The following is a 14,180-nucleotide window of genomic DNA, read 5'->3' as shown; positions in this document are numbered from 1 at the left end:
TTCCGGGGCCGACGCCGTCGACACGCAGGAGCCGTCGGGGCTCCTTCGTCAGGGTCCGTCCGCTCAGTCCAGGTAGTCGCGCAGGACCTGGCTGCGCGAGGGGTGGCGCAGCTTGGACATGGTCTTGGACTCGATCTGGCGGATGCGCTCGCGGGTGACCCCGTAGACCTTGCCGATCTCATCGAGGGTCTTGGGCTGGCCGTCGGTCAGACCGAAGCGCATGGAGACCACGCCGGCCTCGCGCTCCGAGAGAGTGTCCAGCACGGCGTGGAGCTGCTCCTGCAGGAGGGTGAAGCTGACCGCGTCGGCCGGGACCACGGCCTCGGAGTCCTCAATGAGGTCACCGAACTCGGAGTCCCCGTCCTCACCCAGGGGGGTGTGCAGGGAGATCGGCTCGCGCCCGTACTTCTGGACCTCGACGACCTTCTCCGGGGTCATGTCCAGCTCGACGGCCAGCTCCTCCGGGGTGGGCTCACGTCCCAGGTCCTGGAGCATCTGGCGCTGCACGCGGGCGAGCTTGTTGATGACCTCGACCATGTGCACCGGGATACGGATGGTGCGGGCCTGGTCCGCCATCGCGCGGGTGATGGCCTGGCGGATCCACCAGGTGGCGTAGGTGGAGAACTTGAAGCCCTTGGTGTAGTCGAACTTCTCCACAGCTCGGATGAGGCCCAGGTTGCCCTCCTGGATGAGGTCCAGGAAGAGCATGCCGCGCCCCGTGTAGCGCTTGGCCAGCGAGACCACCAGTCGCAGGTTGGCCTCCAGCAGGTGGTTCTTGGCCCTCTGACCGTCCTGGGCCACCCAGTGCAGCTCGCGGCGCAGCTTGGCCGGTAGGTCGTTACCCTCCTCAGCCAGGCGGTGCTCGGCGTAGAGGCCGGCCTCGATGCGCTTGGCGAGCTCGACCTCCTGCTCGGCGTTCAGCAGCGCGACCTTACCGATCTGCTTGAGGTAGTCCTTGACCGGGTCCGCGGTGGCGCCGGCGGTGACGACCCGCTGGGCGGGCTCGTCACCCTCATCGGAGTCGGAGACGGTGAAGGAGCCGTCCTTGTCCTGGGACTTGCCGCGCTTACCGGACTTCTTGGAGGCGGCCTTCTCCGCCTCCTCCCGGCGCATGCGCTCGAGCTCGCCGGTCAGGGCCGCGATGGAGGGCTGCATCTTGATGCCCTTGATGACCCAGCCACGGAAGATGTAGCCGTTCTGAGCGAGGTAGTCACGCGCCACCATCGGGGCGGAGTCACCCACGACGAACCGGGGAACCGGGCCGTGTCCGTAGGGGGCCAGCGTGATGGGCTCCTCCAGGGTGCCGTGACCGGCGATCTCCAGGTTCTCCACGACCGTGCGCGAGCGCACGAAGAGAGTCGCCCCCGGGGCCAGGCGGACCCCCTTGAGAGAGGCGGGGTTGTTGAAGGGGCTGCGCTTGGAGCCGTCGCCGTTCTCCTCCAGGCTCACATCCAGGTAGTAGTCGCGCAGCTCGGGGGCCGGGCCGTCATCCTCCTGGGCGGTCTGCGCCTCGGAGTCGTCATCCTGGTCCTCGTCCTCGTCAGAGGAGTCCTCGTTGTCGTCCTCGTCAGAGCCGTCGTAGTCCTCGTCGTCATAGCCGGCGTCGTCGTCTCCTTCGTCGTCGAGGTCGAAGTCCTCGTCGTCGAGCGGGGTCTCGTCGACGTCGTCAGTGAGCTCGGTGCTGGAGCGCGTCACTGTGGAAGAAGCCACGGAGTTCCTTTCGCGTGGGCGGGCGGACAGCCGGTGACGGGGTATGGGAACCCGACCCGGCACAGCAGACAACCCCCGAATTGTAGCGTTTATTCCTCAGGATCTCCGCACAGACGACTTAGTATGACCTCACCTTGTTCGCACTCGCGTCGCGCCGCAGCAAACCCGCCACCGGGGGAGTCACCACCCCTCCTGACGTCTGAGCTGGGACTACTCTGGCGGTCATGAGTGCGCTGCCTGCGGCCCTGGGCCGTGTCCGTCCCGCCGTCGAGCACCGCTTGACTCAGGTCCTGGAGGACTGCCACCGGCGCTGGGAGGACCTGGGCCAGGCCACCCCGGAGCTGCTCGAGGCCGCCGGGAGCGTCCTGAGCGGAGGTAAACGCATGCGGGCCGTCCTGGGGGCCGTCGGCTGCGCGATCCTGAGCACCCCGGAGCAGCGAGCCGAGTGCCTGACCGGTTCCGACGCCGTCCACCTGGGTGCGGCCCTGGAGCTCTACCAGGCCAGTGCCCTGGTCCACGACGACCTCATGGACGGTGCCGACACTCGGCGGGGCCTGCCCGCGGCGCACCGCGTCTTCGCTCGAGACCACGAGGCCCGGGGCTGGCTGGGACGCCCGCAGACCTTCGGGGCCAATGGCGCCATCCTGCTCGGCGACCTCCTGCTGTCGCTGGCCGGCGAGCAGATGAGCGCGCTGGCGCCGTCGCGCGCCTCCAGCAAGGCCGGAAGCAGTGCGGTGCGGTACGCCAGGTCCGCTTTCGACGCCATGACCACCGAGGTGGCCCTGGGCCAGTTCCTCGACGTGCGCAGCGAGAACCTGCCCCTGCCCTGGGACCGGGAGCCGGGCGCTGCGGCCAGGCGCATGCAGGGCGACGCCCTGTCGGTCGTGCGGCATAAGTCGGCCCGCTACTCGGTGCGTCACCCGCTGCTCATTGGCGCCCTCCTGGCCGGCCTGGACCCGAGCGGGACCACCGCCGAGCACCTGGCCGCCTTCGGCGAGGACGTCGGTATCGCCTTCCAGCTGCGCGACGACGAGCTGGGGGTCTTCGGCTCACCGCAGACCACCGGCAAACCCGCCGGAGACGATCTGCGCGAGGGCAAGCGCACGGTGCTGCTGGCCCTGACCTGGGGGCGCTGCGACGAGGCCGGCCGGCACCTGCTTGGCAGCGTCCTGGCCAACCCCGAGGCCACGGAGGAGCAGATCAGCGAGGTCACCGCTCTCATCGAGGACTGCGGCGCGCGAGCCGCCCACGAGGAGATCATTGCCGCGCACCGCGACGCCGGGAACCAGGCGCTGGAACGACTCGGGAACGAGGGCGTGGTGAGCACCGCATCCCTGGAGGACCTGGCGGTGCTGGCGGACCTGCTGACACACCGAGTCTCCTGATCCGGTGCAGGAAACAGGGCACCCCGCCAGGCGGGCAGTACTACCCGCCTGATCCGGCCGGCGGCTGTCACCACCCGACCGGCATCGTAGAATCGCGGCGTGGTGACAGATCCCCTCATTGGTCGGTTGGTCGACTCTCGCTACGAGATCGTCGACCGCCTAGCGCGTGGCGGGATGGCCACCGTCTACCGCGCCTATGACCGTCGCCTGGACCGGACCGTGGCGCTCAAGCTCATGCACGCCCACCTGGCCGACTCCCCCGACTTCGTCTCACGCTTCCGCCGTGAGGCGAGGGCCGCGGCACGCCTGTCCAACCCGGGCGTGGTGGCCGTCTTCGACCAGGGCAGCCTCGACGGGGTCGCCTACCTCGTCATGGAGTACGTCGAGGGGCCCACGCTGCGTGACCTCATTGCGGCAGGGCCGTTGTCGGTCAAGGAGGCCCTGGGCCTGGTGGCCCAGCTGCTGCGTCCGCTCGGCGCGGCCCACCGGGCCGGCCTGGTCCACCGCGACATCAAGCCGGAGAACGTCCTGCTGCCCTCGGACGGCTCGGTGGCCAAGGTGGCCGACTTCGGCCTGGCCCGGGCGGTCACGGAGGTGACGCAGACGACGACGGGCAACGTGCTGGGCACGGTCGCCTACCTGGCGCCCGAGCTCATCACCTCCGGGGAGTCCACCTCTCGCGCCGACGTCTTCTCTGCCGGGGTGGTTCTCTACGAACTCCTCACCGGCCAGCAGCCCTTCACCGCAGACTCCCCCATTCAGATCGCCTTCCGCAACGTCCACGAGGACGTTTCCCTGCCCTCCAAGCTGGTGCCCGACATGCCGGCCGACGTCGACGAGCTCGTGGCCACCATGACGCGCCGTGAGCCGCAGGAGCGCCCGGCCGACGCCGACGAGGCGCTGGCGCTGCTGCGCAACGTCGTCGACGAGCTCACCGAGTCCGAGCTCTCCGTGCGCCGCGGGGGCGGGACCGGCTCCATCCGCACCCAGCAGGTCATGACAGCCAATGCTCAGGCCGCCCGCTCAGCCATCGACAACGAGCCCCAGGACGACGCCGACGACTCCTCCGTCGAGGACGCCTCGCCGCACGCCGGGATGCGCACCGTCTCCCTTCCCATCGGTTCCATCGGCCCGGACTCCAAGGGGAGAACACGTGCGCTCTCCCGCAAGGCCCTGGCGGCCGACGCCCAGAAGACCACTGCCGTCCCCGCCCCGAAGAAGGGCACCGGCAACTTCATCCGCCGTCGTGCGGTCATCATCGGACTGCTGGCCGTGGCCGGAACCGGGGCGAGCGCCACCTGGTACCTAACGGCCGGTCCCGGCAGAAGAGTTCCCGTCCCCAACATCGTCGGCATGTCTGAGGACCAGGCGCAGCTCACCCTGGAGAAGCAGGGGCTCGACTGGGGCACGCCCGAGCGCGCCTACTCCGACACGGTCCCGGCCGGCAGCATCGTCTCCTGCCAGCCGAAGACGGGCCAGAAGGTAGGGCTCGGCCAGGCCGTCACCGCCACCGTCTCCCGAGGCGTGGAGACCAAGACCGTTCCCGACGTCGTCGGGAAGACCAAGGACCAGGCCACAGCCGCGATCACAGCGGCCGGCCTGACCCTGGGGGACGTCACCGAGGAGTACTCCGCCAGCGTGGAGTCGGGCAAGGTCGTCTCCTGCGACCCCAAGGCCGGCAAGGTCATCAAGCACACCGAGAAGGTCTCGATCGTGGTCTCCAAGGGTAAGGAGCCGGCCACGATCCCCGACGTGACCGGCCTGAGCGAGGACGAGGCCAAGAAGGCCCTGGAGAACGCCGGCCTGAAGAAGGGCAAGGTCAGCAAGGGCTACTCCGACTCCGTGGCCAAGGGGAACGTCATCTCCTCCTCCCCCATCGCCGGGGCCTCGGGCTACTACAAGGGTGACTCGGTGGACCTGACCGTCTCCAAGGGACCGGAGAAGGTGACGGTCCCCGACGTGACCGGCAAGAGCCAGGACGAGGCCAAGAAGGCCCTGGAGGACGCCGGGCTCAAGGTGGAGGTCAACAAGCGCCTGGGTGGCCCCTTCGGGACGGTGCGCTCCACCGACCCCGCACCGGGCTCCAGCGTCAAGCCGGGCTCCAAAGTCACCATCAACATCTTCTGACGAACGTGGCCCGGTTCCGCTTCAGCGGACCGGGCCACGCTTCACCACCCCGCGGGGCGGGCTTCTTAGCGGGGTTCTCAACCCTTGAGCATCTCGGCGATCTCGAAGGCGACCTCGAGTGACTGCTGGTGGTTGAGGCGCGGGTCGACGAGGGTCTCGTAGTGCTCGGCCAGGCCTGCCTCGTCAATGTGCTCGCCGCCGCCGAGGACCTCGGTGACGTCGTCGCCGGTGAGCTCGACGTGGATGCCGCCCGGGGCAGTGCCCAGGGAGCGGTGCACCTCGAAGAAGCCACGGATCTCGTCGAGGATCGTCTCGAAGCGGCGGGTCTTGTAGCCGTTGTCGGAGGTGATGGTGTTGCCGTGCATGGGGTCGGTGATCCAGGTGACGGGGCGTCCGTCGGCGCGCACCGCCTCCACCAGCGGCGGCAGGGCCTCACGGATGCGGTCGGCGCCCATGCGGGTGATGAGGGACAGGCGTCCGGGCAGGCCCTCGGGGTTGAGACGGTCCATGAGCCGGGCAATGTCGTCGGGGGACGTGGTGGGGCCGACCTTGACGCCCACGGGGTTGTGGACGCCGGCGAGGATGGCGACGTGGGCGCCGTCGGCCTCGCGGGTGCGCTCCCCCACCCAGAGCATGTGGGCGGAGGTGTCGTAGAGGCGCCCGGTGCGGGAGTCCTCGCGGATCATGGCGTCCTCGTACTCCAGGAGGAGGGCCTCGTGGGCGGCGTAGAAATCGACCTGGCGCAGGGCCTCGAAGTCCACGCCGGCGGCCTCCATGAAGCGCATGGCCCGGTCGATCTCGTCGGCGAAGGACTCGAAGCGCTTGTAGGCGGGGTTGGCGGTGAAGCCGCGGTTCCAGGAGTGGACCTCGCGCAGGTCCGCGTAGCCGCCCATCGTGAAGGCGCGGATGAGGTTGAGGGTGGTGCCCGAGCGCAGGTAGGCGTCCAGCATGCGCGTGGGGTCGGGGATGCGGGCCTCGGGAGTGAACTCGTGGCCGTTGACGGAGTCGCCGCGGAAGGCGGGCAGGGTGACCTCGCCGCGGGTCTCGGTGTCCGAGCTGCGGGGCTTGGCGTACTGGCCGGCCATGCGGCCGATCTTGACCACGGGCGTGGAGGCGCCGTAGGTGAGGACCGCGGCCATCTGGAGGATGGTCTGGACCTTGAGGCGGATGTTGTCGGCCGTGTTGTGGGTGAAGGACTCGGCGCAGTCCCCACCCATGAGGACGAAGGCGTCCCCGGTGCTGGCCTGGGCGATGAGGCCTCGCAGGGAGTCGACCTCTCCGGCGAAGACGAGCGGGGGCCGGCGGCGCAGGTCCGCCACCACGTCGGCCAGCGCCGCCTCATCGGGGTAGGCGGGCTGCTGGAGGGCGGGCAGGTGGCGCCATGCGGGGGCCTGGACGCCCGTACGGGCGGCGGAGAGCTCGTTCATCACGCCCGTCAGCATAAGCCAGTCGGGAGATTGCCCGGGATCGGCGCCGCATCGCGAAACACGGGGGTTGGGAGACGAATTCTGTCACTACGGGCGACTTTTAGGGCTGCAACAGAGCGCGCACGGACTGGTTACAACGCCCTGACCTGCACGGATACGAAGGCCGCCGTTCCAGAAGTGCAGCGGGCGGGTTGAATAGTCGCCAAACGTGACACATGGGGCCTCCGGCATCATCTTCCAGGGCACAGACGGGCACAGAGGAGCGGCCGGCGCCGTCACGAGGACGGCACCGGCCGCGGCAAGGGTGCGGGCTCAGTCTCAGTGCTCGGGGGTGGCCTCGGCGGGCTCGACCTTCTGGCCCAGGTCGGCCATGAGGTCGGTGAACCAGGCCTGGGTGATGTCGAAGGGCTTGGCACCGGCGATGCGCGGGAAGGCGATCGCGGTGAGCTCGTCGTTGTTCTCCTCGTCCTGGCCGATGACGCCGGACTCGCCGCGCAGGGCGCAGTCGACGGCCAGGTCGCACATCTTCTTGATGAGGGCGAGGTCCTCGGCGTTGGCGTGGGCGGCGCGCGAGTAGTAGCCGGACTTCTGGACCATGACCTTCTCAGCGCCGATGAGCTCGGCGAACTGCTTGGCGAACCACTGGCCGGGGTTGATGGTGTCGAGCTTGACGTGGCCGAAGGGGTCGCGCTGGACCTCCTGGCCGGCGGCTTCCATCTCCGCGATGATCTCGGGGACGCCGGCGCCCTCGGACAGGAAGATGTTGACGTTGCCCTGCTCGTCCATGATGGCCTTGAGGCGCTCGGCCTCGGCGGCAATGTCGAGCTTCACCTCAGGGAGGAAGACGGCGTGGACGTCCCAGCGCTCCTTGGTCAGGCCGAGGGAGGGGGCCCACTGCTTGGTCTGGAGCAGGTCGTGGTAGCGGCGGGCGGTCTCGGCGGTGAGGTAGCCGCAGTTGCGGCCCATGCACTCGTGGACGATGAGCATGCGGGGGTTGGAGCGGTGCTCGCCGATGACGTTGAAGGCGAAGCCGGCGCCCTCGTCGGCCGCGGTCCAGGCGCCCAGGGACTGGCGGATCGGAACCACGTCGTTATCGATGGTCTTGGGCAGGCCGACGACCGTGAGCTCGTAGTCGTTCTCGTGGAGGTAGGCGGCCAGGTCAGCGGCGGTGGTGTTGGTGTCGTCGCCACCGATGGTGTGCAGGACGTCGACGCCGTCCTTGCGCAGCTGCTCGGCGGCGAACTCCAAGGGGTTGACGCCCTCCTTCACCAGGCCGCGCTCGACGAGGTTCTTGGCGTTGGTGAGCTTGACGCGGGAGTTACCGATCGGGGACCCGCCGAAGTCGCGCAGGATGCCTGCGTTCTTGCGGCCCTCGTCGTCAATGACGATGTAGTTGCCGGTGAGCAGGCCGTGGTAGCCGTACTGGTAGGCGATGATCTCGACCTCGGGAGCGACCTGCGTGTAGCGCTCGATGAGGTCGCCGACGGCGGCGGACAGACAGGGGGCGAAACCGCCAGCGGTGAGCAGGGCGACGCGACGAATCGACATCGGGAACCTTTCGGGTTGTGGGTACTCGGGGTCTGTGCCCCGGCCGGATCGGGCGGCTCGGGCCGCACCGGGCGTCAGTCTACGTGTCATCGGTAGCCGCTGACAGGGACCAACTGGACAGAATCAGGAGGCCGGGATAGTCGCCCAGTCCCCAAAGCCCTTACTCGGCACTGGGCTCGGGCTCGTCGTCGGAGGTCTTGTCCTTCTTCTTGTCCTTGCCGCTCTTGTCCTCGGGCGGCTCGGGCACGGAGACCTCGGGGGCGGGGCGACCGCCGGGCGCGGCCACGGGGGCCACCGAGGGGCGGGCCTGCGCCTGGACAGCGAGCATCTCGGTGACGACCTCGTCGGCGGTCTTCTTCTCCGAGTCCATGGCCTTCTTGACGTCGGCGGCGTAGAGGTCCACGTACTCCTGGCCGGAGAGGGCCATGAGGGCGTACATGATCTCGTCGGTGATAGAGCGCAGCACGAAGCGGTCGTTCTCCAGGCCCTTGTAGCGGGAGAAGTCCAGCGGCTCACCGATGACGATGCCCACACGGTGGCGGGTGGAGGGGATGGACTTGCCGATCGGCTGAGCCAGGTTGGAGCCGATCATCGCCACGGGCACCACGGGGGCGCCGGTGGCCAGAGCGATGCGGGCCACGCCGGTCTTGCCGCGGTAGAGGCGTCCGTCGGGGCTGCGCGTGCCCTCGGGGTAGATGCCGAAGAGGTGCCCCGAGCGCAGGCGGTCGATGCCGGCCTGGAGCGCCGCCTGGGAGGCCTTGCCGCCGGAGCGGTCCACGGGAATCGTGCCCACGGTCTTCATGAAGTTCTTCACCGCCCAGCCCTTGACGCCCTTGCCGGTGAAGTAGTCGGCCTTGCCGATGAAGGCGACCTCGCGGTCCACCAGCAGCGGCAGGAAGAAGGAGTCGATGACCGCCAGGTGGTTGGAGGCCAGGATCGCCGCGCCCTCGGCGGGAATGTTCTCCTCGCCACGGATCCAGGGCTGATAGAGCATCTCCAGGGCCGGGCCGACTGTTGCCTTGATGGGTCCGTATCCCACGCGGGGCCTCCTGTGAACTGCTGGCTGGGCGGCCACCACACGGTCCTGCACCATCGGAGACGGACGGCACCGGAGCCGGCGGTGCCGCTCGGGTATGAGGATGATTCTAGGGTGCTTCCCACCCTGCTCGCACCGACTTCCCGACTGCCGGCGAGGATGCATGTCACTGCCATCCTCTAGCCTGCGACCGTAAGCACCATCGGGACCCAGGTGTCCTTCGCCGACATGGGCACGCCCCTGGAGCGGGCGACCTTCGTCGTGGTGGACCTGGAGACCACCGGCGGGGCGCCGGGCGCTCGCTCTCTGACCGAGATCGGGGCCGTCAAGGTGCGTGGCGGGCAGGTGCTGGCGGAGTTCTCCACCCTGGTCAACCCCGGCGTCGCCATCCCTGCCCAGATCACCATGCTCACCGGCATCACGAACGCCATGGTGGCCGGCGCCCCCGGCGTGCGCACCTGCGTGGAGGCCTTCCTGTCCTGGGTGGATCTGCTGGCCGACGACGTCGTCCTCGTGGCTCACAACGCCCGCTTCGACGTCGGTCACCTGCGTGGCGCCGCGGCGGCCCTAGACCTGGAGTGGCCCGAGCCCCGCGTGCTGGACACGCTGGCGCTGGCCCGCAAGGCCTGGACCCGCAGCGAGGTGCCCAACCACAAGCTGGGGACGCTGGCCGCCTTCGTGGGCTCCCAGACCCGTCCCACGCACCGGGCACTGGACGACGCGCGCGCCACCGTGGACGTGCTGCACGCCGCCCTGGAGGTCATGGCACCGCTCGGCGTCACGCACCTGGAGGACCTGGCCACCGCCTCCGACCCGGTTCCGGCCAGGCGCCGGGCCAAGAGCCGCCTGGCCGACTCCCTGCCCAGCTGCCCCGGCGTCTACCAGTTCCGCTCGGCGGCCGACCAGGTGCTCTACGTGGGCAGCGCCGTGGACCTCAGACGCCGGGTGCGCTCCTACTTCACCGCCGCGGAGAAGCGCCGCCAGGTGGCCCAGATGCTGGACACCACCGTGAGCGTGCGGCACATCGCCACCCCCACGCTCATTGAGGCGCGGGTGCGCGAGCTGCGGATGATCGCCGAGCTCGACCCGCCGGTCAACCGCCGCTCCCGGGCCCCGCGCCGCCGCCCCTGGCTTCACCTGACCCAGGGCTCGGGCCCGGGGGCCGAGCCGCGGTTGGCGCTGACCACCGTGCTGCCCACGGAGGAGGTCGGCCATGCGGTGGGCCCCTTCGCCTCACGCGGCAGGGGCCAGGAGGCCCTGCGGGCCGCCGAGTCGGTGCTGCGTCTGGGCCGCTGGGACGGGCGCGAGCTGCGGCGGGTGCGCCACGACGACGTCCCGGCTGAGCCGGCCGAGGTGCTGGCCTGCCTGTCGGGCGAGGTCGACCTGGTGGCCTCTCCCCTGCTGGAGCGCATCGCGGCGCTGTCTCGGGCCGAGCGTTATGAGGAGGCCGGGACCTGGACGGGCCGCCTGCGCTGCCTGCTGCGCGCGGTGGATCGGGCCGAGCGGGTGCGGCCCCTGCTGGCCTGCCCGCATCTCATGGCGGCCCGCCGGCGCGAGGTCGGCGGCTGGGAGCTGGTGGTGGTGCGCTGGGGCGTGCTGGCCGGCTCCATGACGACCGCGCCGGGCGCAGACCCGCGCCCCGCCGTCGAGCTGCTGCGCGCCAGCGCCCGGGTTGTTGAGCGGCCCGGCCGCGTCGGTGAGGTGGCGAGCATTGAGGAGACGAGCCTGCTGGCCGACTGGGTCCTGGACGAGGGCGCCCGCATCGTGGAGGTCGACGGCGATCCCGCGGTGCTCACGTGGCCGATCGGTGCGGCTGCCCGCCACCGCAAGGTCCTGGCCTCGCAGGAGTGACGACGCCGCACGTGAGCAGGTCGCCTCCGCGCGGCCGGCGCCCGGCTCAGCCCGCGGGGGTGACGGTGCCGCGGCGGGCGGTGAGGGCCTTGGCGACGCCTTCCTGGAGGCTCAGCGGGTCCAGGGGGCGGGGCACGACGACCTCCGCCTTGGCCCAGGCGGCCAGCCAGTCGTCCTGAGGGCGGGCGGTCAGCAGGACGACGGCGGGGCGCTCGTCGAGCTCGATGAACAGCTCGTGGGCCAGCCCCATGCCGCCGAGCTTCTTGGCCTCGGCGTCCAGGACCAGTGCGTCGAAGGGCGGCTGGTCCTCCTTCTCGCGGTCCTTGATGGCCATGCGTACGCCCTCGGCGGTGGCCGCCTCGGTCCAGCTCACCAGTGGCAGGCCCTTGGCCGGTCGGCGTCCGACACCGTCGATGACCTCTTGGCGCACGGTGGCGTCGTTGGAGAAGACGAGAAGCTCGAGGCGGGCGGAAGCAGCCTGGTCGGTCATAGCGGATCCTTCGTGGACGGGTACGGACGGCAGTGTTTCCGCGGTCAGTGTAATCACACGCAGGCTCACTATCCCTCTTCCAGCGCCGCGTCTAGCATGAGCCATGTCCAGGACTTCAGTCCTAACGAGCCCTGTTGAGACGGGACTGAAGCCACCTCCACCCACCGAAAGGCAGTCCTTGATGGCCGTGTACACCCTTCCCGACCTCCCCTACGACTACGCCGCCCTGGAGCCCCACATCTCCGGCAAGATCATGGAGCTCCACCACGACAAGCACCACGCCGCCTACGTCGCCGGTGCGAACGCCGCCCTGGAGGCCCTGGCCGCCGCCCGCGAGGCCGGCGACCTGGCCGCCATCAACCTGTGGGAGAAGAACCTGGCCTTCAACCTGGGCGGCCACACCAACCACTCCATTTTCTGGAAGAACCTCTCCCCCAACGGCGGCGGCCAGCCCGAGGGCGAGCTCGCCGAGGCCATCAAGGACTCCTTCGGCTCCTTCGAGAAGTTCCAGGCGCAGTTCACCGCCACGGCCCTGGGCATTCAGGGCTCGGGCTGGGCCGTGCTCGCCTACGACTCCCTCTCCGGAAAGCTGGTCACCTTCCAGCTCTTCGACCAGCAGGGCAACGTGCCCGTGGGCACCATCCCGCTGTTCATGGTGGACATGTGGGAGCACGCCTTCTACCTCGACTACCTCAACGTCAAGGCCGACTACGTCAAGGCCGTCTGGAACATCGCCAACTGGCAGGACGTCTCCGAGCGCCTGGCCGACGCCGTCGCCAAGACCCAGGGCCTCATCGTTCGCTGACACTCAGCCCGGACACGCGCCGCACAGGCTTGTGGCCCGCGTCCCTTCACGGGGTGCGGGCCACAGCCATGTCCGGTAGGTGCCGAGCAGTCTTGCTAGAGGACCTTCTCAACGTCCATGACATAGGCCGACGCCGGGACACCCTGCTGCTGCCCCGTTGCCTGGATCGGAGGCATGAGCACCACGATCCGGGAGCCCTCCGGCACGCCGATCAGTCCCGGCAAGGACTGCTGTGCCTGAACCATGTTGATCGGCTCGGCGGCGTGCTGCTCCCAGGTGTTGGAGGGGTGGGAGCCGTCCCAGTAGTTTCCGGCAATGTTCATCACGGCCGTGGAGCTCTCCTTGATGGCCGGACCGGAGCCGCGGGCCAGTACGATGACCTCGGCCTTGGTCGGCTGGGTGGCGTCGGCCCCGATGGAGAGCTTCGCCGGTTGGCCGAGCTCCCCACTGACTGTGATGCCGCGCTGACTGACGGCCTCCTCGCCCTCCATCGTGGCCGAGGCCGAGCCGCCGGAGATCTTGCCGCTGACGCCGTCGACGATCTCGACGACGAACACGAGCGTCCCGGCCGGCTTCTGCTGCCCCTGCTGGGCGCCGCCGGCCTGGGCGGCCTGAGCGTCCTGGGCCGCCTTGTTGCCGTAGGCCAGCTCCGGGGGGATCGACATGACGACCCGGTCACCCACGTGGTGGCCGGCCAGGCCGCACTTCCACCCCTGGATCACGTTGCCCAGCGGGAAGGTCACCGGAGCACCGCTCTTGAAGGAGGTGTCGAAGGGATCGGTGCCGTCCCACTGCCAGCCCGTGTAGTTGGCCTTGACCACGCCGGCGGCGTCGATCTCGGCCCCGTTGCCCTTCGTCAGCGTCTTGACAGTGAGGTTCTTAGGCGCCTGCGCGCCCTCCTTCCAGGTCGCAGTGGGTTGCTTGCCTGCGTCACCACCGATGGCCGGCAGCGACTCGGAGTCGGAGTCGATCGTCACAGTGGAGCAGTCCACGGGCGCTGTGGCCGCCGGCACCGGTGTCTCGGAAGCCGCGGCCCTGGAGGCCGACGACGTGGCAGAGGTGTTCTTGGACGCCCCCGAGCAGCCGGCCAGCGCGAGGCAGGCGGCCGCAGCCAAGGCGGTCAGGGTCAGGGATGTGCGGCGCACATGAGCTCCTTGCGTGAGGGAGGGCCTGCGCGGGAGGGATCAGTGGAAGGACTCGCCGCAGGCGCAGCTTCCGGCGGCGTTGGGGTTGTCGATAGTGAAGCCCTGCTTCTCGATGGTGTCGGCGAAGTCGATGGTGGCGCCCGACAGGTAGGGCACGCTCATGCGGTCGACAACCACCTCAACGCTGGACATCTCGTCACTGCCGGTGGGGAAGGCACGCACGGCGTCACCGTCCAGGAGACGCTCATCGAAGTAGAGCTGGTAGACCAAACCGGAGCAGCCGCCGGGCTGGACGGCCACGCGCAGGCGCAGGTCGTCGCGCCCCTCCTGGGCCAGGAGGCTGGCGACCTTCGCGGCGGCGGTCTCGGTGAGGATGACCTCGTGCTCGGGGGTCTGGGTGTCAGTGGTGTCGGTCAGGGCGGTCTCTGCCATGGTCATCTCCTGGTCTGGTATGCCTACGTTCGTCTGCGGCGCTCCGGGTGGCACCGCTGAAGGTCCTGCCGCGGCCCTCATGACGGGAGCCCTCAGGATCCACTGGAGCCAACACTCCATCCGGACGCCTTGTTCCTGGTGACAACCCTACGCGGTCCCCGCCGCGGAGCCGGGGTGAGGGGACTCACTGTGTCCGACGGCATCGCCCAGGGCCGTGAGGGAGG

Annotated in this window: 11 protein-coding genes; 4 read left to right on the top strand and 7 right to left on the bottom strand. The window is 69.6% G+C overall.

Annotated features, from left to right (window positions below; all coding sequences use genetic code 11):
• Positions 1-63: 63 nt before the first annotated feature.
• A complete protein-coding gene (locus tag BKH20_RS11830) occupies positions 64-1,710 on the bottom strand; it encodes an RNA polymerase sigma factor (RefSeq protein WP_075391222.1) in 1,647 nt (548 codons plus the stop codon).
• 224 nt (positions 1,711-1,934) lie between these two features.
• Here BKH20_RS11830 and BKH20_RS11825 point away from each other — a divergent pair, with 224 nt between their 5' ends.
• Both BKH20_RS11825 and pknB read left to right on the top strand, forming a co-directional pair.
• The gene (locus BKH20_RS11825; RefSeq protein ID WP_075391221.1) at positions 1,935-3,095 is read left to right on the top strand and encodes a polyprenyl synthetase family protein; all 1,161 of its coding nucleotides are present in this window, start codon (positions 1,935-1,937) and stop codon (positions 3,093-3,095) included.
• Positions 3,096-3,194: 99 nt separating this feature from the next.
• The gene (gene pknB, locus BKH20_RS11820; protein ID WP_075391220.1) at positions 3,195-5,222 is read left to right on the top strand and encodes a Stk1 family PASTA domain-containing Ser/Thr kinase; all 2,028 of its coding nucleotides are present in this window, start codon (positions 3,195-3,197) and stop codon (positions 5,220-5,222) included.
• 77 nt (positions 5,223-5,299) lie between these two features.
• Here pknB and BKH20_RS11815 read toward each other — a convergent pair whose 3' ends face one another.
• From BKH20_RS11815 to BKH20_RS11805, 3 genes are all read right to left on the bottom strand, one after another.
• Entirely contained in the window at positions 5,300-6,649 is a 1,350-nt protein-coding gene (locus BKH20_RS11815; RefSeq protein ID WP_256693160.1) for a class II 3-deoxy-7-phosphoheptulonate synthase, read from the bottom strand.
• 318 nt (positions 6,650-6,967) lie between these two features.
• Positions 6,968-8,197 (bottom strand): pyrophosphate--fructose-6-phosphate 1-phosphotransferase, encoded by a 1,230-nt coding sequence (locus BKH20_RS11810; protein WP_075391218.1) that lies wholly within the window; start codon positions 8,195-8,197, stop codon positions 6,968-6,970.
• A gap of 160 nt (positions 8,198-8,357) precedes the next feature.
• Positions 8,358-9,236: a lysophospholipid acyltransferase family protein gene (locus BKH20_RS11805; protein WP_075391217.1), complete on the bottom strand. Its 879-nt coding sequence runs from the start codon at positions 9,234-9,236 to the stop codon at positions 8,358-8,360.
• Between the two features lie 210 nt (positions 9,237-9,446).
• On the opposite strand from BKH20_RS11805, the gene BKH20_RS11800 reads away from it, so the two are divergent.
• Positions 9,447-11,084 carry a DEDD exonuclease domain-containing protein gene (locus BKH20_RS11800; RefSeq protein ID WP_075391216.1) on the top strand — a complete coding sequence of 546 codons (1,638 nt, stop codon included), beginning with the start codon at positions 9,447-9,449 and terminating at the stop codon, positions 11,082-11,084.
• A gap of 46 nt (positions 11,085-11,130) precedes the next feature.
• On the opposite strand, the gene BKH20_RS11795 is transcribed toward BKH20_RS11800, so the two are convergent.
• Positions 11,131-11,574 carry a hypothetical protein gene (locus BKH20_RS11795; protein ID WP_075391215.1) on the bottom strand — a complete coding sequence of 148 codons (444 nt, stop codon included), beginning with the start codon at positions 11,572-11,574 and terminating at the stop codon, positions 11,131-11,133.
• A 181-nt stretch (positions 11,575-11,755) separates the two neighbouring features.
• Between BKH20_RS11795 and BKH20_RS11790 the strand changes: the two genes are divergently transcribed.
• Positions 11,756-12,379: a superoxide dismutase gene (locus BKH20_RS11790; protein ID WP_070660647.1), complete on the top strand. Its 624-nt coding sequence runs from the start codon at positions 11,756-11,758 to the stop codon at positions 12,377-12,379.
• A gap of 95 nt (positions 12,380-12,474) precedes the next feature.
• On the opposite strand, the gene BKH20_RS11785 is transcribed toward BKH20_RS11790, so the two are convergent.
• Entirely contained in the window at positions 12,475-13,524 is a 1,050-nt protein-coding gene (locus BKH20_RS11785) for an FKBP-type peptidyl-prolyl cis-trans isomerase (protein ID WP_075391214.1), read from the bottom strand.
• Positions 13,525-13,563: 39 nt separating this feature from the next.
• Entirely contained in the window at positions 13,564-13,956 is a 393-nt protein-coding gene (locus BKH20_RS11780) for a HesB/IscA family protein (RefSeq protein ID WP_075371914.1), read from the bottom strand.
• Positions 13,957-14,180 lie beyond the last annotated feature (224 nt).

The organism is Actinomyces oris (assembly GCF_001937445.1).
Lineage (GTDB): Bacteria > Actinomycetota > Actinomycetes > Actinomycetales > Actinomycetaceae > Actinomyces > Actinomyces acetigenes.
Note: the sequence above shows the minus strand (reverse complement) of the source record. Positions and strands in the feature narration are given on the sequence as shown.